Below are 19,519 nucleotides of genomic sequence, written 5' to 3'. Positions count from 1 at the left end.
CCGAAGATCTCACAAATAGAAAGTACATCTCACCCATGAGAGGGAGGGATGTACTTTTTTATTCCCCTCACAAGCAGCGATACAACGCACGACTTATTATCATCACGATGAAAAGACATTTATTATATAGCCTCCTCGCAATACTTCTCTGCGCCAACGCCGAGCTTGTAGATGCTCAAAACCTACAATTCCACTACGACCTCGGGCGGTATCTCTACCCCGAGGCGCAAAAGGAGCGCCCCACTATCACCGCAACCATTGAACAACAAAGTGTAGATCGCTTTGGCGACACCTTCTACTTTGTCGACATGAGTTTTTTGCAGCAGGGGGCTGTGAGTGCCAACTGGAAGTTCATGCGCAACCTTCGCTTTTGGCAGGCTCCCGTGGCTTGGCATGTACGCTACGATGGGGGGCTCCGCTTCGTCAACGCCCCTCAGAGTAACACTGCCATCTCTATGAATGACGCCTTTATGACTGGCGCCTCATACACCTACCTTCGGGGCGACCGTCGCCTAATGCTCAGTGCTGCCCTACTCTACAAGTATATCCGCCTTACACCCCAGCCTCACAATTTCGAGCTTTGTACCGTATGGAAGTACGCCCCCGGAGATGGACTTTTCTCGGCTACCGGATTTGTCAGTTTCTGGCAACAAGTGGACAAAAGACCCGGGTGGAACACTCGCTTTAAGCTTATGATGCAGCCCCAATTTTGGTGCAATCTCAATAAGTTGGAGGCAATCCCCGATGATCTAAACCTTAGCATTGGCTCCGAGATTCGCATCTCTCACAATGTGGACGCCCCTCAATGGATTGTAGCCCCAACGCTGGCTCTCAAGTGGAGTTTCCGTTAGAGAAGAATCCCCTTTTATCCCCTTGCCCCACACTTCGCTCGCAGACCTTTCTTTTGGGACTCTCCGAGCGAAGTTTTTTATGCGGCTCCATGCGTCCGAATCGGCGGCTGAAATAAAAAAAGAATCTAGCCAGAAATGCACTCGGAAATCAGCTGATTTTTACAAAAATCTCACCCTATAAATTATTTATTTCCAAGCAGAATCCTATAAGAAATAGGCCACTATAGAAAATATCAATAATACGACATGGCTTCGTCTATCAAGTACAAGGCTTGTATGGGCTATCTTTGCTTACAAGAAAAAGGGAGAGACCGCTTCGGCCGCCTCCCCCTAGTAAAAACAAAGGTAGTAAGGTTTAACATAATACGAGTGACAGTATGACCAGAACGCAATTCCAGAGTAACCTACAAGAGGTACAAGAGAATCTTCGTCGTTATGCTCTCAAACTAACGCAAGATACCAACGATGCAGACGATCTTGTACAAGACACTTCGCTTCGTGCTCTGACCCACAGAGACAAGTTTGTAAGCGATATCAACTTCAAAGGTTGGATGATGACCATCATGTACAATATATTCCTCAACAATCAAGATAGGGTGGAACGTCGTCGTAAGATATTCGACACAACTGTAGATATACTGAATGTTCCTCTAGTGACAGAGGGTGGGTATAGTACCCCCGATGGCGCCATGAATATTCGGGAGATCTACTCCGCAATCGACAATCTCAGCGAGCATACACGTACTCCCTTCAAGATGTTCTTAAGCGGATATAAGTACAGCGAGATCGCCGAAAAGATGGCAATCCCCGAGGGCACAGTTAAGAGTCGCATCTTCTTTGCTCGCAAAGAGCTCCAAAAGACGCTTCGAGACATGCGCTAAATAGCTTTTTCACTACACATCTATATCCTATTGGGTACAGTAGCCTTTGCTGCTGTACCCTTTCTTTTTTTCTAAAGAAGATCGTGCCGCCCATGGCCACCCCGTCCGAGGCTAGGGAGAGGCGAATCTCTTTCTCTCCCCCTTTTCCTCCTGATGCCCCCAAAGAAGAACTTCCACACTTATGACACCCCAATTTTCTAATTCCTCGATTTTGTATGAGAGTTTGGCTATCAAGCCCCTCGAAGGCAAGCGATATCGCCGCTTTCATGGGAGACAAAGAGAGAAAGTGAAGAGCCCTTACAAAAATCAGAAGAGTGGACGAGGATATATTTTCCAGGCAGAAGATTTTGTCGTTCCAATTTCAACAACTACCTTTGTCACGTCGGTGGATTAGTGAACAATCCATATGTACCAGATGCTCAACATAATCCCCAAAAGGCCAGAAAGTAACCTCTAGATGGTTACTTTTTTGCATAAGAAGGATGCAGCATGAATGAAAAAGGATTGAGCAAAGCAGAATCGATCATCTTGAGCTTCGCTGCACTACTATTCTCCAAAAGAGGATACCCACCAACAAAAACGACACACAAGACTTATCTTTTTGGAGTGGACCACGATATGGCCCCCTCCCCCGCAGGAAAAAACATTGCTTCTATGTGCGAAGTAATGCCAAGTTGTATAGTCACTTAATAAAAAACGAAATGAAGAAATCATTACTCCTTCTCGCTTCTGTAATGTTCCTCGCCCTCACTCAGAGTGTGAACGCACAGGAAAAACAATCTGACCTTAAGTTCCTAGGGGTCGAAAGACTAAAATCCAAAGCCGGCTTCCGTTATGTTTATAACGAGCAGGGTAAAGCAAAAGCCGCTGTTTACTACAATGCCGAAGGAAAATCTGGTCACGTGGATTCTATCTACTACGATGCGCAAGGCAGGATGTTCCGTGCCGACCAGTACCAGGTTCTCTCCGGAGACATCCCCGAGGTACTCCCATTGGACACCCGCTTCGACTACGTTTACGATGAGAATGGTAGACTCCACAAGAGAATTATGTTCATGGGATATGCCATCAACGACACTGCCAACGTAAAGGAGTTTTTATACGACGAGAGAGGTAATAACACAATAATCCGTACCTACCTCCGCTCTATCGGCACTGTTTCTGATATGAAGTACATCTACAATGAGAAGAACCAGCTTGTAAAGTCCGGCTATCCCGCAGATGGGAACCCCGACGAAATCGAGAGTAACGTTAGAACGTACGAATACGATGCAAAAGGCAATAGAACTAGAGAAAACATGCTGACATCAGCCCCCAATTTCAAGCTTGACGGCTATATCGCATACAACTACAACGACATGGAGCTAACGGACGTACAGATCATGGACATCAGCCATCAGACCGGTGAAGAAAAACTCTATCTCTCCATGAAGTTTGGATACGACAACGATCGCATGGGTAAGGATGCCTACTATCCTACTTACCCATTTGCATTAGATGGCCCCATGTTCCAAAACTCTATGAACGAAGATGCTCTAGCCGGTGGTCGCCTAAGAACTTCAATGTATGTTATTGACCCCGATGCATCAGGAGACAAAAAAGAAACTACTTATGCCTACCTCTATATGAATATAACCTCAGCTAAGACAGTAGAAGCTGCAGGTGAATTAAAGGCATACAAGAATGGTAGCGTACTCACTATTGAGGGCAATGGTATCCAAAACACCGCTCTCTACAGCGTAGACGGACAGCTCGTAGCTCAGGTAGACGCTCAAGCTGATAGAATCGACATCCCTGCTGAGGCTCTTGGTAATGGAGTATTCATCATCTTTACACAAAATGGCCAAGGTCAGAAGATGAGCACGAAGGTAGTATTGTAATTCTCACCTCCTCTATAACAGAGAATCCGCAGACTTTCGGAAGCGTTTCTCTCTGAATTGAAACAAGGGCTGACTTCACACGAGTGGAGTCGGCCCTTCTCGTTTTCGGGAATCCCCCCCCTCCGGCAAAAAAGGCTCAGCTCGGAAGAGGGAGCCTACCCCTCTTTTATAAATAGTATATAGGTGTAAGCTCATCCGCTTTTTGTATCTTAGAGGGCAGTTTAGAAAAGGAAAGAGAGAATAATGGCAACGAAAGAATTCAAATACCAAGAGATGTTCCCCCTAAGGGAGGATACGACAGAATACTACCACCTAACAAGTGAATATGTACACGAAGAAGACTTTGGCGGGCGTAAAATGCTCGTTGTAGAGCCCGAAGCCCTACGCACTCTGGCACGCCAAGCCTTCCACGACATCGCATTCTACCTGCGCCCCGAGCATCAGGAGCAGGTGGCTAAGATCCTCTCCGATCCGGAGGCAAGTGACAACGACCGCTTCGTGGCCCTTACATTTTTGAGGAATGCAGAAGTGGCAGCCCTCGGGCAACTCCCCTTTTGCCAAGACACGGGTACAGCCATCATTCTAGGCAAGAAGGGACAAAATGTATACACGGGCGGAGGCGACGAAGAGGCCCTCTCCCATGGCGTGTACGACACCTATACACAAGAGAACTTGCGCTACTCGCAGAATGCTCCCCTCGACATGTATCGGGAGGTCAATACGGGCTGCAATCTACCGGCTCAGATCGACTTGATGGCCGTAGATGGCGATGAGTACAAATTCCTCTGCATTGCCAAGGGGGGCGGATCTGCCAACAAGACCTACCTCTACCAAGAGACAAAGGCACTCATTACGCCCGAAAAACTTCTCCCCTATCTGGTAGAGAAGATGCGCACGCTAGGCACTGCAGCATGCCCTCCCTATCATATTGCATTTGTAATTGGGGGGACTTCTGCCGAGATGAACCTCAAAACCGTAAAGCTGGCCTCCGCAAAGTACTACGACAACCTCCCCACCCAAGGGAACGAACTCGGGCACGCTTTCCGTGATACAGAGCTAGAGGCACAACTCCTCGAAGAGGCCTATAAGATAGGCTTTGGAGCGCAATTTGGGGGGAAATATTACGCCCACGACATTCGGGTTATTCGCTTGCCACGACATGGAGCCTCCTGCCCCATCGGCATGGGAGTGAGCTGCTCTGCAGACCGCAACATAAAGGCAAAAATCAATCGTGAAGGCATCTGGCTCGAGAAGCTCGAGACCCATCCGGCTCGGCTCATTCCGCCGGCATTGAGGGGAAACTCCGAAGGCGAATCCGTAAAAATCAACCTCAATCGCCCCATGGACGAGATCCGTGCGGAGCTATCCAAATACCCCGTATCTACTCGTCTTTCCCTCTCGGGCACCATCGTAGTCGGGCGAGACATTGCCCATGCCAAGCTCAAAGAGCGTCTCGATCGTGGCGAGGACCTCCCCGACTATATCAAGCAGCATCCCATATACTATGCAGGCCCCGCCAAAACGCCTAGTGGCTTACCCAGCGGTAGCTTTGGCCCCACAACGGCAGGGCGTATGGATAGTTATGTACAGCTCTTCCAGCAGCATGGAGGCAGTCTTATCATGATCGCCAAGGGCAACCGCAGTGCAGAGGTAACAGCTTCGTGCAAGGCGCACGGAGGCTTCTACCTCGGCAGCATCGGAGGTCCGGCCGCCATCTTAGCTCAAAACAGCATCAAAAAGGTAGAATGCCTTGAGTATCCGGAGTTGGGCATGGAAGCGATTTGGAAAATAGAAGTAGAAGACTTCCCCGCCTTTATCCTCGTGGATGACAAAGGCAACGACTTCTTCCAACAGATACGAGATCGCTGCAAAGATTGCTCCATTCAGTCCTGAGAAAAAAAAGACTCGGAGTGAACTCTTTGCCCCTTCCCTCTATTCTAGAAGAGTAGAGGATAGCAAAGGCTTTCCCACACGTACAGAATAAAAAACAAATAGACGAAGACAATGAATTATCTCCGCCACTCTCTACTCCGAGTGCTACTCCTATCGACCTCTTTGCTCTTAGGTGTTGCCACTCAGGCTTCTTGCCAATCAAAGAGCAAGAAACAGACGGCTCAAGAGGCATCTCATCCCAATGTAATGGTGATCGATGCCAAGTATATGAAAGAGCATATCTACGACTTTGAGAAAAACCCTACAGAGTTCGTATATAAAGGCGACAAGCCTGCCATTATTGATTTTTACGCTGATTGGTGCGGCCCCTGCCGCCAACTCGCTCCCAAACTCGAGCGCATTGTGGCAGAGAGCAACGGCAAGGTTCTTCTCTACAAGGTCAATGTAGATAAGGATGAGGCTTTGGCTGCCCACTTTGGGGTAAAGAGCATCCCGATGGTACTCTTCGTCCCCACAAAGGGAATGCCCATCCAGACTCTGGGAAATATCCCCGAGAGTACAATCAATGAATATGTACAGGAAATAATCTCAAAAAGCAAATAATAACTCGACGGAGTTTGCAGAATAGAAATTAATGTGTAACTTAGCTGCGGATTTAGAAGATCTGCGTAGGATTTGTGAATATGGCAACGACTAAACTCAAAGGCGATCTTACGATTAACCTCCTCGGAGAGATGCCTCAAGTGGGGGCTACGGCTCCCGGGTTTACAGCAGTGAAGGCTTCTCTTGCAGAAACAACACTCTGTGAGTACAAAGGGAAAAAGGTAGTACTCAACATTTTCCCGAGCATTGACACGGGGGTTTGCGCCGCAAGCGTGCGTCGCTTCAACAAGATTGCATCAGAGATGGCAGACACTGCTGTTCTATGTATATCTAAGGATCTTCCATTTGCACAGGCTCGCTTCTGTGGAGCAGAGGGGCTTGCAAATGTAGAAACTCTCTCGGTATTCCGTGGAGATTCCTTCGAAAAGGGCTACGGTCTTTTGATGACGGATGGTCCTCTTCAGGGCTTACTCGCACGCGCCGTTGTGGTAGTAGACAAAGATGGTAAGGTAGTTTACACAGAGCTTGTAGACGACATTACCCATGAACCAGATTACGACCGAGCAATTGCTGCCCTCCAACAGGCGTAATTGTTCCTAGGATAGAGAAATTTGCCCTATCCCTTGTGAAAGGGCTTTTCATGTTTCATGTGTTGGTGTGTTGGGCCGCTGTTGTTCCTTTCTGGGTGCGCAGCGGCCTTTTCGCATCCTATTGATGATGTTACCTCAACCTCTATAGTCTCTCCTACTCTACTCTAGATAACTATACCCATTACTCTATAAAAGTATGAAGACAACCCCCATCCTAGTAAGGGCTCTACTAGCCCCCCTCGCCATTTTCCTCCTCATCGTATCAGCCACCGGCTGTAAGGGAGACAAGAAGGGAGGAACAAGCGATAATACTACAGAGGCACTACCCTCCGAGGCTCTCAACCGATTCGATGCAGATAGTGCCTATAGTTACATTGCTCAGCAAGTAGCCTTCGGGACGCGCGTCCCCAACACGCCGACTCACAAGGCGTGCGGAGAGTGGATTGCCGGCAAGCTTAAGGAGTTTGGTCTTGAGGTTGTATTGCAGCAAGCGAACGTATCAACCCACGAGGGCGCTACCCTCCCCATCACCAATATCATAGGGCGCCTTAATCCGGCAGCAGAGCGTCGCATTTTGCTTCTAGCTCACTGGGATACTCGCCCCACAGCGGATAACGACCCCGATCCAAGCCGCAAAGGCGAACCGATCCTAGGGGCTGATGATGCCGCAAGTGGCGTAGGCGTATTGCTTGAGATTGCACGCCAACTGGCTGACCGCAACAGCACGTTAGGAGTCGACTTCCTCTTTGTCGATGCCGAAGACATGGGGGTTAGCGAAAACGAAGACTCCTGGTGCCTAGGCTCCACCTACTGGAGCAAGCATCCTCATGTAGAGCATTATCGTGCTGAGTTTGGCATCCTTCTTGATATGGTCGGAGCGCACGATGCCAAGTTCCGATGGGAGTTTTTCTCCAAGACTCATGCTCCAAGCATTGTCTCCTCCCTATGGGATAAGGCGGCAAGTCTCGGCTTTGGCCACTATTTCATTCAGGCGGACGGGGCCGCTCTTACAGACGACCACAAACCCATTATAGACAACCTTGCCATCCCCACTATAGACATAGTAAACTACGATCCGGCTCGGAGCAATGGATTTGGAGCGCACTGGCACACTCACGCCGACAACATGGAAGTGATTGACAAAGAGGTGGTAAAAGCGGTAGGCGAGACCCTTATGGCCTACCTCGAAGACAGAGAAAACGAACGTAAATAAAAGGCTATGAACAGCAAGTCAATCAAGGAGATACAAGACGAAATACTAGAAGAATTCGAGCCCTTTGATGATTGGATGGACAAATACTCCCTCCTCATTGATATGGGCAATACACTGCTACCCCTAGAGGATTCTGAGAAGACTCCTGAGCATATCATTGAGGGGTGCCAGAGCCGTGTTTGGATTGTAATTACCCCCAACGAAGATGGCACTCTATCCCTCCGAGGGGATAGTGACGCTCTCATTGTCAAGGGGATTGCGGCTCTACTGCTCCGTGTGTATGATGGGCAACGACCCGAAGACATTGTATCGCAGGAGCTATACTTTATCGACAGAATGGGGCTTCGCGAGCATCTTTCCCCCACTCGTAGTAATGGTCTCGTGGCCATGATTGAGCAAATTCATCGCTCGGCTCGCACCTATTTATCCTGATAAAACATGTACCAACTACGCTTTCGCCCCATCACGCTAGAGGATAGAGGCATAATCTTCCCCCTTATTTACAAAGACGACAAGGCGATCTGCGACCTTGCATTTACCAACCTTTACGGATGGAGCGAGCGCTACGAGACCTCTTGGGCCGTCTACCAAGATCGGGTGCTCATCATACGCTTTCGCTCCCCCCTGCGCTCTCATCCGGTTTTCCTCCTCCCCTATTGTACAGAGCGAGATCTCTGGCATGGAGCGATCCAAGAGCTTATCCATTGTGCCGAACAGGAGGGATTCCCTCTCGTTTGCATGGGCGTAACCGAGGGCTGTGCCAAGAGCCTCGAGCAAGACTTCGGGCAGGACTTCCAGTTCTTTTGGGACGAAGACTATGCTGACTATGTCTACCTTCGGGAGCGACTCATCTCACTATCGGGCAAGAAACTACAATCCAAACGCAACCATATCAATAAGTTTAAGAAGCTCTATCCGGACTATACCTACCGACCTTTTACCCCCGACCAGAAGGAGCTGTACAAAGATTTTGCCGATCAATGGCTCGACGACGCCACGCAGCGCGATGGTATCCAAGAGGAAAATAGGATGGTACACCGCATTCTCGACGCTTGTGAGGCCTTGGAGTTGCAGGGAGGTGCCCTTTGGATTGACGGCGAAATCGTTGCCATGACCCTAGGCTCCCCCATCAACCACAACACGTTTGATGTGCATGTAGAGAAGGCCAATCCGGCTATTGAGGGCGCCTACACCGTAATCAACAACGAGTTTGCCAAACAAATCCCCGAGCAGTATATCTACATCAATAGAGAGGAAGATTTGGGGATTCCCGGACTACGTTTTGCCAAAGAATCCTATCAACCGGAGTTGCGGCTCTACAAGGGAACGGCTCTGCTAAGGCGGCACGCACAGGTATGAACCCGCTTGATAGGCGACAGCTCTCTCGTGAGATTTGGCAAGAGGTCTTTGGGGATGACGACAGATTCCTCGACCTCTACTTTGGGCATGTGTACCAAGATGACGAGACCGATCTACTGATCGACTACGGAGGTGCCCCCCAAGCCATTGCACACACAGGCCGAGTCTCCTATGCCTTTAGAGTGTGGGGAGAGCGAATAGAGGCCGCCTACATATCCGGAGCTGCCACGATCTCCCGAGAGCGGGGGCGAGGACTGATGCCATCCCTACTCCGTTCCGCCCATACCAAAATGTACCAAACGGGCAAGCTGTTCGCCTTTCTGATCCCTGCCGAGCCCTGGCTCTACGACTACTATCAACGCAAGTTCGACTACGCCAAGGTCTGTTATCGTAGCGTATCCCAACCGAACTCCCCTCGCCTCACTCCCCCACCTCAACTTTGCAGGCAAGCTAGTGCAGAAGGATATCTACACTATATCCAACAACGCAGAGGGTGGACTATGGGGCACCTGGAGCACACCTACCCCCAGTGGCAGAGGATAATAGAGGACGCTCTACTCAGTGGGGGCGGATACACCCAAGAGGGGATAGTACGAATGCTACAAGGGGGCGAATGCACTCAATTCGTAGCTACTCAACTCCCCATAAAGGAGGGATTAGCTTACCATCAAGTGGTGATGCCCCCTCTCGGCGAAGATCTTGAGCCGCACGGCATGATACGAGTGATTCAAATCCCGCAGCTCCTCTCACTCTATGCCAAGAGGCACCCCGAGGTAACGTGGCAGTTCGACCTCCTTGACGAAATGCTCCGCCCCAATACAGGCCGCTACCGATTAGAGCAAGGGAAATGCCTCTTTATGCCTCTTGCCCCAAGGGCACTACAAAAAGAGAGCCTCACCCCTTCGCTCCTACTGGAGCAGCTATTTGCGGATAACCCCTTCTACATAGATTTAATGCTGGACTAGTCTACGGATCTCCTTTTGAGAGACGGACTACACACCCTATCACCCCCTACCCTTCTCAAGGGCTAGGGGGCTTTTGTTTCTGCCGAGAAGTGATCCGGAGAGAGCCCGAGGGGGAGAGGGCGTCAGGTTGCCGGGTGAAAAAATTTCCGTTCTTGCCCGGAAATGCACTCCCTTTCTAACTGAAAAATAAAAAAGTTTTGGGCAGAAGTGGGAGAGGTTTCTACCCAAGAAAATGTAAGAATCCGGGCAAGGGATTCCTCACCCTCCGTCCGAAGAGAAAGGGCGGCTATGAGGGGCTATGCTGTCCCTATCCGGCACGAAAGTTGGCACACCCTTTCCATCGGAGCGCCCACAAATCTGCGAAATGTTATGGTCGGGGTATTGTACATTCCAACGTCTTTCACTACCTTTGCACCCGGTCTTCCAAAGAGAAACAAAATGTCTACAGCCCGGATGGCGGAATTGGTAGACGCGTTGGTCTCAAACACCAATGGGGTAACACCCGTGCCGGTTCGATCCCGGCTCCGGGCACTTTGTTTCCTAAGTGAATAATTGCAGAGAGAGTCTCGGTTATATGCCGTGGCTCTCTTTGTTTTATGGCATAGGGTAAGAGAAATGAGATTGTAGCTACAAACATGCTACATATTGTGAGGTAACTATTACCTTTGTACTCGGGGAGGATGTAAACCCTTTTTCTTAGAACATAAAGGGCTTCGCCCCAAGAGAGAGAAATATAATAGTAACAATTAAATATAGAGATACGGAAGTATGAATATTCCTGCACAACTCAAGTACACTACGGACCACGAATGGGTACGCATCGAAGGCGACATGGCCTTTATTGGCATCACCGATTATGCTCAAGGCGAATTGGGCGAAATCGTTTATGTAGACGTGCCTACCGAAGGCGAAACTGTAGCTGCCGGCGAAGTATTTGGTTCTATCGAAGCCGTTAAGACCGTAGCTGACCTACTTATGCCCGTAGAGGGAGAAGTAGTAGAACTCAACGCTGCCCTCGAAGATCAACCCGAACTTGTAAACAACGATCCCTACGGCGAAGGTTGGATCATTAAGGTGAAAATGGCAGATCCCGCTAAGGCAGAAGCTCTTATGGATGCTGCTGCTTACAACTCATTCCTCGGCTAATAGAGCCACAATCAACAGCCAAGCAAGTAGCACCGAGCTCTCCCAAAAAACAAAGGGAGGCGGGTTGTCTACGGCTAATCATAGAGGGCGCATCAAGAGGATTCTTTTGATTCGCCCTCGCTTGCATTACCCCAAGCAAAAACGACATTCGATCCATCACTCAATACGATTGTATTAAACTATGACTCCGCTTGTAAGCATCATCATGGGCAGCACGTCCGATCTTCCCGTAATGGAAAAGGCTGCTCGCCAACTAGACGAACTCGCGATTCCTTTTGAAATCTTGGCTCTATCGGCACACCGCACCCCCGACGAGGTGGCTGAGTTTGCCCGTGGAGCAGAGGAGAGAGGGGTGCGTGTTATTATCGCAGGCGCCGGGATGGCGGCTCATCTGTGTGGTGTAATTGCCTCAATGACCCCCCTACCCGTTATCGGGGTGCCCATCAAGGCCACTCTTGATGGTATGGATGCCCTCCTCGCTATCGTACAAATGCCTCCGGGGATCCCTGTCGCTACCGTAGGAATCAATGGAGCTCAGAATGCAGCCCTTCTGGCAGCGCAAATGCTTTCGTTGGGTGATGCCGATCTCAAGAAGCGTCTCAAAGCCTTCAAAGAAGGGCTAAAAGAAAAGGTAGTACGTGCCAATGCCGATCTCAAAGAGGTAAAATACAGCTTCAAGACCAACTAAGAGCCCCTCTCCATAGATAGCAATAAACCCGACATTGTACACCTAGGGCGCAACCCTCCGAGAGCAATCGGATCAACAGCCATCCATAGTGTACAACTTCGGGTTATGCATATAATAGATCTGTATCCCTATGCCGCCCCTCCCCTCTCCCTCTCTTCACTACCCGCTTGATGCGCTCAATTATCGCAGGCGTTGTACATGTAGCGTTTCGATAGGCTCTATACCCCTAGGCTCTGAGTACCCTTTACGCATCCAGACCATGGCCAACGTCTCCACACCAGACACCGAGGCCGGGATAGCACAAACAGAGCGAGCAGCCCGAGCCGGAGCGGACTACATGCGTTTTACGGCGCAGGGGGTACGCGAGGCCGAATGCCTAAAAACCATCCGAGCAGCGCTCAACGAGAAAGGATACACCATCCCACTCGTTGCCGATATTCACTTCAATCCACAAGCCGCCTACGAGGCACTAAAGCATGTAGAGAAGGTGCGCATCAACCCCGGCAACTTCGCAGATCGCAAAGGAGAATGGAGCGGTGAGAGTATCTCTGATGCGGACTTTGCTCGTGGCGAAGAGCGTGTAGAGCAACTTTTTGGCGACTTCTTACAAGAGGCCAAACGACTAAAAAGAGCCATTCGACTCGGGATCAATCATGGGTCTCTTAGTGAGCGTATGCTCCGGCGTTATGGCGACACACCCGAGGGAATGGTAGAGAGCTGCCTAGAGTATCTCCGCGTGGCTCGCAGTCTGCACTTCGAGGATATTGTCATCTCGATGAAAAGCTCCAACGTGCAGGTAATGACCCAAGCAGTACGCCTCTTGGTAGAGCGTATGGACGAAATGGGGGTGCATTATCCTTTGCATATTGGCGTAACCGAGGCCGGAGAGGGCGAGGATGGACGAATTAAAAGTGCCGTAGGCATTGGCTCCCTTCTTACCGATGGGTTGGGAGATACACTGCGTGTCTCCCTAAGCGAAGCCCCCGAGGCAGAACTCCCCGTTGCACGCCTCCTTGTGGAGCACATTGCCGAGCGAGCCGTTGCCCCCCAACTATCCCCCCTATCCCCCCTGCCCTACCGAGCACAAATACTCCCTCGCAATGCCTCTTCCATAGCCGGGCAACTCTACGGAGCCAACCTCTTACCCTCTGTCCTTATTGTGGGGAAAGATGATGGCTCTCCAAAGCTCTCTTTAGCAGGAGGAGACAAGCTAAGCACTTCGAGAGAGAGCCTAGACCTCTCTACCCTCCCCGCTATCCTCGTCGAGACTGAAAGCTTCTCTCGTGAGAAAGCGGAGGCAATGGATCTCGCACACCAGCCCAACAGACTACTGATACTAAGCGCAAGCGGAGCCAATCGCATTGGCTTATGGCGTAGAACGATCGCCCTTCTTGCCGAAATGGAGGTAACCTCCCCCATCGCCTTCGAAGCCCAATTTGCGCCACACGAATCCCTAGAAAAGGTACAAATTGCCGCCGCCACAGACCTGGGGACACTCCTCCTAGAGGGAGCCGGCTCCGCCATTATGCTTACAGCCCCTCACCTTCCTCTTGCCTCTCTACAGGCATTGGCGCTCGGCATTCTGCAAGCGACCCGACTTCGTTTCTCCCACACCGAGTACATTAGCTGCCCGGGATGTGGGCGTACACTCTATAATTTGGAGGGAACAATTGCCCGCATCAAAAAGGCAACGAGCCATCTTCCCAACCTCAAAATAGGCATCATGGGTTGTATTGTCAATGGACCCGGAGAGATGGCCGACGCAGATTATGGATACGTGGGAGGCGCTCCGCACAAGATCGATCTCTACAAGGGACAAAAGTGTATGCGGCGAGGAATTGCAGAAGGAGACGCCGTAGAGGCTCTCATCGCCCTCATCCGTGAGAATGGAGACTGGGTAGATCCCGAAGACGAAAAGAGCCGGGAAATGGCAGAAAATAAGTAACTTCGTGCCGAATGCGGAGCAGAACGTAAGTTTTGCAACGCCCTTTTTAGAGATATCTACAAGTATGAAGATACCCATCATCAACCGATCCAATAACCCCCTACCCCACTATGCGACGCCTCTGTCCGCAGGTATGGACCTATGTGCATTCCTACCCCAACCAATCCAATTGGAGCCGGGAGCACGTTGCCTCGTCCCCACGGGGTTGCATATAGAATTGCCGGCAGGCTACGAAGCGCAGATCCGCCCTCGCAGTGGCTGGGCCCTCAAATCGGGAGTAACGACACTCAATAGCCCCGGTACAATCGATGCCGATTACCGCGGCGAAATCGGGGTTATCTTGATCAATTTGGGACAGGAACCAGTACAAATCTCCTCGGGAGATCGTATCGCCCAGATGGTGATTGCCCGCTATGAGACAGCCGATTGGCACGAAGTAGACACGCTATCGGAGAGCGAACGAGGCGAAGGCGGATTTGGTCACACCGGCATGCAAGTAAAGAAGTAAAGCCCGATAGATGCCCCTTTTATGAAGTATCTCTACACCCTTCTTTTGCTACTTTGCTCCTTGGGAGTAACCTCAGCTCAAGAGATCGACTCGCAAAAAGCTTTAGCCGACAGGCTCTTTGCAGAGGGGGCTACCTCTCTATTTTCCGAAAAACCGCTTCTTGCCTACTATCAAATCCTCGCATCATATAAGTTAGCTCCCTCGGGAGCCTCGGCTTTTGCGTTGGGCAACTTGCTACGCCCCACCTCAATGGAACAGGCAGCCGAATGGTACCGCAAAGCCTTCGAAGCAGACCCGAGTAACGATGAATATGCCTTCCAATACGGCTATACCCTTGCCAGCAAGGGCGAGACCGACGAGCTTCTCCATATGCTAGATCGGCACATAAAGCTATCGCCCTCCGATAGCCGCAATCAGCTTCTTGCCCTAGGGGTACTACTAGAGGATAGGCAATACGACCGCGTTTCGCAGCGGCTTCCGGCTCTTCTAGAGAGCTCACACGGCACTCCGTACTATGCCCATGCACTACAGATAGCGCAGCGAGTTGCCTTCGAGACGCACGACACCGATGCGATGAATCGCTACCTGGATGCGGCCCTTGAGTTCAATGGAAAATCCCTAAACGACCTTACGGCCTTGCTCTTCGATGTCAAGGAGAATCTGAATGCAGAGATTGCCTATAAACTCTTGCAAAAGATCCCTCAATCGCAGCGTGCCACAAGCAATATCAGTTATGCCGAGGCGGCTATTCTTCTGGACTTGAACCGCATACCCGAGGTCTTTGGCATTCTACAACGATTTTGGAAGATAGATACCACCACCCCCGAGGTGGCGCAGGCGTCCCTCCATGCTTTTCTCTCAGGGTTTGTGAGCAAAGGGCTAGACATCTCGCCATTCCTCCCCATTTACAAAGAGTTTATTGCCACTTATCCTACCAACTTCGATGCTCAACTTGACCTCCAGTCCATCCTATATGTATTGGGGATGCACTCCGAGCGTCAGGCGCAACTCCTGCGAATGACGGAGGAATTCCCCTCAGGGCATCCCGAACTTTGGAATGCATTATTCCAAAACTTTATCTCAAGAGAAACGTTCGACGAGCTCTACAAATATTTCCCTCAAGCCATCAAACAATATCCGAAGGAGGGGAGTTTATACCTTTTCAAGAGCTTGGCAGAGGAGACTGCCGGAGAGCTAGAACGGGCCCGAGAGACGGCCCTCCAGGGGATCGCTCAGACCGATACGACTGAAACCGAGGTGATAGGCGACCTTTACGGCCAGGTAGGCGACATCTGCGCCATGCAGGAGAAGTATACCGAGGCGATAGCTGCCTACGAAGAGTCTATCAAGCTCAACGGAAAAAATCCTAACGTACTCAATAACTACGCCTACTTCCTACTCGGGCTAGAGCAACCCGCTGTGATAGAAAAAGCCGTGCGGATGGCCTCTAAGGCGGTAGCCCTGCAACCCGGTGAATTTCGGTACCTAGACACCTATGGCTTTGCCCTATTCTTGCAAGGAGATTACCTACAAGCCGAGATCTATTTGCGCCAAGCTATTGAAAGAGCTGAGGCTGCCCTCAAAGAGGATCCCTCAAGCATCAGTATCAGTAGCCTTGCAGATTATTACTACCACTATGCAAAGGTGCAAGAGGAGCTGGGCAACTTGCCAAATAGTCTCCTCTACCTCCAGAAAGCAAAGGAACTTGTCTCCACAGACGAAATTGACCTGGCTATTGAAGAAATAAAGCAACGTATGGAGTCTTCAAAGTAACGATCCATCATGAAGAAATCACTCTCTATCCCATCCGTTTTGAGCCTTTTGGCACTTATCACGCTCCTCTGGAGCTGCGGCAGTCGTCGCCCGAGCGCAACTCCCAACGCTCCCACAAAGCAAAACAGGGAGGCCGAGGCTTTTTCTTTGGCACGCCCCATAGCAGCCCCTTGGCAGGTTAAGGCAAGCCTTACTCTCGGGGCCAAAGGCTCTACCATCTCGCTTGATGCCAATGCGTCCGTGGTGGTAGGAGAGGGGATATACGCCTCTCTTCGTCCGTTTGTTTTGTTTGAGATAGCTCGTGTATATCTGCTCCCCGAGGAGATCGTGATTATCGACAAACACAATAAGACGTACCTACGCGCCTCTTACCAGCAGCTCAATGCGGCCTGCCAAGATCAGTTCCCGCTCCCCCTATCTTACCCTCTATTAGAAGGGTTGCTTCTGGGCTATCTCCCACAAGATCTCGAGGTAGAAAAGATGGTAACGCCCCATCAGGCCTTGGTAAAACTTCCTCAAAACAAACTCTCCCTCCTCTACACAATAGGCGAGAATATGCGCCCCAATACCCTTGAGAGCTCACCGGTAGAGGGAGCCGTACTCAAGGCGACCTACTCTCACTACACCTCACACGAAAAGGGGATCTTACCCGATCAATGCTCCTATCAAGTGCTACAAGATGGCACAAATACATTCTCATTGGAGATCGAAGGCTCGTCTTATCGTCGTAACGAGCAGGCCCACGAGCAACTTATTGTGGCCATCCCCTCGGGGTATCGCCAACTCACCGTAAAAGAAGCTTTACAGCTTATTTCTGGCCTATTCCAGTAGTATTTCTCATCAATGAAACTCCGCTATACCCTACTCCTTATGCTCACGCTTCTGGCGTCGCTCCCTATGGTAGCGCAGCAGAAGTCGAAGAAAGTTCAACAGCTCGAGCAGCAACGCAAAGAGGCCATCAAGGCTATCGAAAAGACCGACAAAGAGCTTAGCCGCATAAAAAACGACAAGAATAAAAAGCAGCAAGAGGCGGCTCTCTTGAAAAAAAAGGTAGCTCAGCGACAAGAATTGGTAAAGGCTCTTGACAACGAAATCAAAGAGCTTAGCGGGGATATTGACTCTCTTGCACGTCAGGAGCAGGAGCTACGCACACAAGAGGAAGAGCGTAAAGCCGCCTATGAACGCTCTGTACTCGCCCTACAAAAGAGAAAGAATAGTACCGATCGCATGCTCTTTGTGCTGTCGGCATCTGCCTTCGACGAAGCCATCAGACGCATGAGATTTGTCTCGCAATACGCCAACGCTCACAAACGTGCAGCCGAAGAACTGAAAGTGACGCGTACCGCCCTTGAGCATACTCGCCAGGCCATCGAGGTTAACCGTAAGAGCAAGTCGCAACTCCTTGTACAGCGAGAACAAGAGAAGGCCCAACTCGAGAAAGAGCGCCAGCAACGCACCGGAGAGGTAGCTCAGCTGCAAGGTCAAGAGAAGGATCTTCAACAGCAACGCAAGAAACAGCAGCAGCAAGTAGCCGCCCTCAACCGCAAGATCGAACAACAAATTGCAGCCGAAATAGCCGAAGCCGAACGCAAGGCTCGAGAAGAAGAGGAGCGACGAAAACGCTTAGCTGAGGGCAAAGGCAATACAAATACCGAAAAAGGCCCCGCCCAAGAAGAGCGCAAAGCCGCCACCAAGGGAGGCTATCCCATGACTGCCGAAGAGCGCCGTCTGGGAGGTAGCTTCGCTCAAAACAAGGGAAATCTACCCGCTCCCGTTAATAACAACTACCGCATCATCGGCACCTTTGGCGTGCAACAACACAACGAATTGAGCCGAGTACAAACCAATAACAACGGTATAGACCTAGAGGTACCCCAGGGCACAAGCGCCCGTGCCGTCTTCGAGGGCAAAGTGACCAGTGTATTCGTAATTGAAGGGAATAAAGCGGCCATTATTATCCGCCATGGTAACTATCTTACCGTCTACTCCAATATTACGGGCGTAACGGTGCGTAAGGGGCAAGAAGTAAAGGCACATCAGATCTTAGGGAAGGTGGCTATCGATAGCTTTAGCAATAAGGCCATACTCAACTTCCAAGTATGGCACGAGCGTAGCAAACAAAACCCCCAAGCATGGATACGATAAAGTTCGTTCGCCTGCCTTCGGGGGAGCTATCTTGCGAATCCCCTCAGCTTCTTCCCGAGCAAGTTGTAGCCACCATTGGAGTTTTTGATGGGGTACATGGAGGGCATCGCTTCCTTATAGAGCAACTCAAGCACGAGGCACAACGGCTCCGGCTCCCCTCTGCCGTAATTACCTTTGACACCCCACCGGTGATGGTAGTTCGCCCCGATCATCCCTTTGAAAAACTCAATAGCAATACCGAGCGAGAGCAACTCCTTGCCAAAACAGGAGTAGATTTCCTATTCCTGCTCCCCTTCGATTTGCCCCTTGCCTCCCTCTCTGCCGAAGAATTTTTCCGGCAGATCATCACCCAACATCTCCACGTTCACACCCTCCTCATGGGCTACGACCATCACTTCGGTCATCCTCCCAAGGCAGGCGATCCGCCAACGGACTACAAAAGTCTGGGAGAGAAATGGGGCGTGCGCGTGCTTCCACAAGACCCCTTCTTCGACGAAGTGGAGGGGAAACCCTATAGCTCCAGCCGAATACGCAAGCTCCTACGAGCCGATAATCTCTCTCTTGCCAATCAACTCTTGGGGTATAATTACCGCATCACAGGGGAGGTAAAGGGAGGCTTAGGCATAGGAAAAACCCTAGGATTCCCTACGGCCAATATCGTTCCTGAGGATCCCTACAAACTAATTCCCCCTCTCGGGGTTTATGCCGTATGGGTCTATCTGGGAGAGGCACGCTACGGCGGGATGCTCTATATCGGCAATCGCCCCACCATTGCCGAGGGATTGGAACGCACCATTGAGGTAAATCTATTCAATTTCCAAGGTAATCTCTACGACAAAAAGATAGCCGTGGAGCTCATCGCCCATACGCGAGGCGAAGCCCGTTTTTCTTCCTACGAAGAGCTATCACAAGCCCTACGGCAGGATGCCGAGATCACTCGAGGTCTCCTCTCACTCTAGCGAGTATTTTCCACTCACTCTCCTACAGCCCCTTCTAAAACTACAAGGGGCAAGAGGAAGGGAATCCCCTCTCCAAAACACCCCTCCCCCAAAAAGAACTTTCCACCCAGGCCATAAAGT

The 19,519-nt window shown here is 50.6% G+C and carries 18 protein-coding genes and 1 tRNA gene; all 19 read left to right on the top strand.

The features are described from left to right. Positions 1–107: 107 nt before the first annotated feature. The 19 genes from Q0090_RS03405 to ribF all read left to right on the top strand — a co-directional run bounded on the left by Q0090_RS03405 (position 108) and on the right by ribF (position 19,399). Positions 108–851: a DUF5020 family protein gene (locus tag Q0090_RS03405; RefSeq protein ID WP_297947457.1), complete on the top strand. Its 744-nt coding sequence runs from the start codon at positions 108–110 to the stop codon at positions 849–851. A gap of 377 nt (positions 852–1,228) precedes the next feature. Then, complete coding sequence (locus Q0090_RS03400) at positions 1,229–1,732, top strand: RNA polymerase sigma factor (RefSeq protein WP_297947456.1); 504 nt, start codon at positions 1,229–1,231, stop codon at positions 1,730–1,732. Positions 1,733–2,433: 701 nt separating this feature from the next. Then, the gene (locus tag Q0090_RS03395) at positions 2,434–3,612 is read left to right on the top strand and encodes a hypothetical protein (RefSeq protein ID WP_297947454.1); all 1,179 of its coding nucleotides are present in this window, start codon (positions 2,434–2,436) and stop codon (positions 3,610–3,612) included. Between the two features lie 243 nt (positions 3,613–3,855). Continuing rightward, complete coding sequence (locus tag Q0090_RS03390) at positions 3,856–5,505, top strand: fumarate hydratase (protein WP_297947453.1); 1,650 nt, start codon at positions 3,856–3,858, stop codon at positions 5,503–5,505. Between the two features lie 111 nt (positions 5,506–5,616). Next, positions 5,617–6,108 carry a thioredoxin domain-containing protein gene (locus tag Q0090_RS03385; protein ID WP_297947451.1) on the top strand — a complete coding sequence of 164 codons (492 nt, stop codon included), beginning with the start codon at positions 5,617–5,619 and terminating at the stop codon, positions 6,106–6,108. Positions 6,109–6,188: 80 nt separating this feature from the next. Further along, positions 6,189–6,698 (top strand): thiol peroxidase, encoded by a 510-nt coding sequence (tpx, locus tag Q0090_RS03380; protein ID WP_297947450.1) that lies wholly within the window; start codon positions 6,189–6,191, stop codon positions 6,696–6,698. 196 nt (positions 6,699–6,894) lie between these two features. Then, positions 6,895–7,911, top strand: coding sequence for a M28 family peptidase (locus Q0090_RS03375; protein WP_297947448.1), 1,017 nt, complete (start codon positions 6,895–6,897; stop codon positions 7,909–7,911). A gap of 6 nt (positions 7,912–7,917) precedes the next feature. After that, on the top strand, positions 7,918–8,343 hold the full coding sequence (locus Q0090_RS03370; RefSeq protein ID WP_297947446.1) for a SufE family protein: 426 nt from the start codon (positions 7,918–7,920) through the stop codon (positions 8,341–8,343). 6 nt (positions 8,344–8,349) lie between these two features. Beyond that, the gene (locus Q0090_RS03365) at positions 8,350–9,270 is read left to right on the top strand and encodes a DUF2156 domain-containing protein (RefSeq protein WP_297947444.1); all 921 of its coding nucleotides are present in this window, start codon (positions 8,350–8,352) and stop codon (positions 9,268–9,270) included. Continuing rightward, a complete protein-coding gene (locus Q0090_RS03360) occupies positions 9,267–10,235 on the top strand; it encodes a GNAT family N-acetyltransferase (protein WP_297947442.1) in 969 nt (322 codons plus the stop codon). Before Q0090_RS03365 ends, Q0090_RS03360 begins: the two co-directional genes overlap by 4 nt. 447 nt (positions 10,236–10,682) lie before the next feature. Further along, positions 10,683–10,766, top strand: a tRNA-Leu gene (locus Q0090_RS03355). Positions 10,767–11,003: 237 nt separating this feature from the next. Continuing rightward, the gene (gene gcvH / locus Q0090_RS03350) at positions 11,004–11,381 is read left to right on the top strand and encodes a glycine cleavage system protein GcvH (protein ID WP_297947440.1); all 378 of its coding nucleotides are present in this window, start codon (positions 11,004–11,006) and stop codon (positions 11,379–11,381) included. A gap of 181 nt (positions 11,382–11,562) precedes the next feature. Beyond that, positions 11,563–12,069: a 5-(carboxyamino)imidazole ribonucleotide mutase gene (gene purE, locus Q0090_RS03345; RefSeq protein WP_297947438.1), complete on the top strand. Its 507-nt coding sequence runs from the start codon at positions 11,563–11,565 to the stop codon at positions 12,067–12,069. Positions 12,070–12,199: 130 nt separating this feature from the next. Next, positions 12,200–14,014, top strand: a complete 1,815-nt coding sequence (gene ispG / locus Q0090_RS03340) for a (E)-4-hydroxy-3-methylbut-2-enyl-diphosphate synthase (RefSeq protein WP_297947436.1) — start codon at positions 12,200–12,202, stop codon at positions 14,012–14,014. Positions 14,015–14,078: 64 nt separating this feature from the next. Next, complete coding sequence (gene dut / locus Q0090_RS03335; RefSeq protein WP_297947434.1) at positions 14,079–14,522, top strand: dUTP diphosphatase; 444 nt, start codon at positions 14,079–14,081, stop codon at positions 14,520–14,522. Positions 14,523–14,543: 21 nt separating this feature from the next. Continuing rightward, positions 14,544–16,295, top strand: coding sequence for a tetratricopeptide repeat protein (locus Q0090_RS03330; protein ID WP_297947432.1), 1,752 nt, complete (start codon positions 14,544–14,546; stop codon positions 16,293–16,295). 9 nt (positions 16,296–16,304) lie between these two features. Further along, entirely contained in the window at positions 16,305–17,126 is an 822-nt protein-coding gene (locus Q0090_RS03325) for a DUF4292 domain-containing protein (RefSeq protein ID WP_297947430.1), read from the top strand. A 12-nt stretch (positions 17,127–17,138) separates the two neighbouring features. Continuing rightward, positions 17,139–18,440 carry a peptidoglycan DD-metalloendopeptidase family protein gene (locus Q0090_RS03320; protein WP_297947429.1) on the top strand — a complete coding sequence of 434 codons (1,302 nt, stop codon included), beginning with the start codon at positions 17,139–17,141 and terminating at the stop codon, positions 18,438–18,440. Beyond that, a complete protein-coding gene (gene ribF / locus Q0090_RS03315) occupies positions 18,428–19,399 on the top strand; it encodes a riboflavin biosynthesis protein RibF (RefSeq protein WP_297947427.1) in 972 nt (323 codons plus the stop codon). Before Q0090_RS03320 ends, ribF begins: the two co-directional genes overlap by 13 nt. Positions 19,400–19,519: the final 120 nt, after the last annotated feature.

It is taken from the genome of uncultured Porphyromonas sp. (assembly GCF_938023125.1).
Taxonomy (GTDB): Bacteria; Bacteroidota; Bacteroidia; order Bacteroidales; family Porphyromonadaceae; genus Porphyromonas.
This window is presented reverse-complemented; position numbering and strand designations above follow the sequence as displayed.

Excerpts from the sequence above, each read along its gene's own strand:
- Q0090_RS03375 (WP_297947448.1), top strand. The coding sequence starts at position 6,895 with ATGAAGACAACCCCCATCCTAGTAAGGGCTCTACTAGCCCCCCTCGCC.
- Q0090_RS03385 (WP_297947451.1), top strand. The coding sequence starts at position 5,617 with ATGAATTATCTCCGCCACTCTCTACTCCGAGTGCTACTCCTATCGACC.
- gcvH (WP_297947440.1), top strand. The coding sequence starts at position 11,004 with ATGAATATTCCTGCACAACTCAAGTACACTACGGACCACGAATGGGTA.
- Q0090_RS03320 (WP_297947429.1), top strand. The coding sequence starts at position 17,139 with ATGAAACTCCGCTATACCCTACTCCTTATGCTCACGCTTCTGGCGTCG.
- Q0090_RS03390 (WP_297947453.1), top strand. The coding sequence starts at position 3,856 with ATGGCAACGAAAGAATTCAAATACCAAGAGATGTTCCCCCTAAGGGAG.
- dut (WP_297947434.1), top strand. The coding sequence starts at position 14,079 with ATGAAGATACCCATCATCAACCGATCCAATAACCCCCTACCCCACTAT.
- Q0090_RS03395 (WP_297947454.1), top strand. The coding sequence starts at position 2,434 with ATGAAGAAATCATTACTCCTTCTCGCTTCTGTAATGTTCCTCGCCCTC.
- ispG (WP_297947436.1), top strand. The coding sequence starts at position 12,200 with ATGCCGCCCCTCCCCTCTCCCTCTCTTCACTACCCGCTTGATGCGCTC.
- purE (WP_297947438.1), top strand. The coding sequence starts at position 11,563 with ATGACTCCGCTTGTAAGCATCATCATGGGCAGCACGTCCGATCTTCCC.
- Q0090_RS03370 (WP_297947446.1), top strand. The coding sequence starts at position 7,918 with ATGAACAGCAAGTCAATCAAGGAGATACAAGACGAAATACTAGAAGAA.
- Q0090_RS03365 (WP_297947444.1), top strand. The coding sequence starts at position 8,350 with ATGTACCAACTACGCTTTCGCCCCATCACGCTAGAGGATAGAGGCATA.
- Q0090_RS03400 (WP_297947456.1), top strand. The coding sequence starts at position 1,229 with ATGACCAGAACGCAATTCCAGAGTAACCTACAAGAGGTACAAGAGAAT.
- Q0090_RS03360 (WP_297947442.1), top strand. The coding sequence starts at position 9,267 with ATGAACCCGCTTGATAGGCGACAGCTCTCTCGTGAGATTTGGCAAGAG.
- Q0090_RS03325 (WP_297947430.1), top strand. The coding sequence starts at position 16,305 with ATGAAGAAATCACTCTCTATCCCATCCGTTTTGAGCCTTTTGGCACTT.
- Q0090_RS03330 (WP_297947432.1), top strand. The coding sequence starts at position 14,544 with ATGAAGTATCTCTACACCCTTCTTTTGCTACTTTGCTCCTTGGGAGTA.
- Q0090_RS03405 (WP_297947457.1), top strand. The coding sequence starts at position 108 with ATGAAAAGACATTTATTATATAGCCTCCTCGCAATACTTCTCTGCGCC.
- ribF (WP_297947427.1), top strand. The coding sequence starts at position 18,428 with ATGGATACGATAAAGTTCGTTCGCCTGCCTTCGGGGGAGCTATCTTGC.
- tpx (WP_297947450.1), top strand. The coding sequence starts at position 6,189 with ATGGCAACGACTAAACTCAAAGGCGATCTTACGATTAACCTCCTCGGA.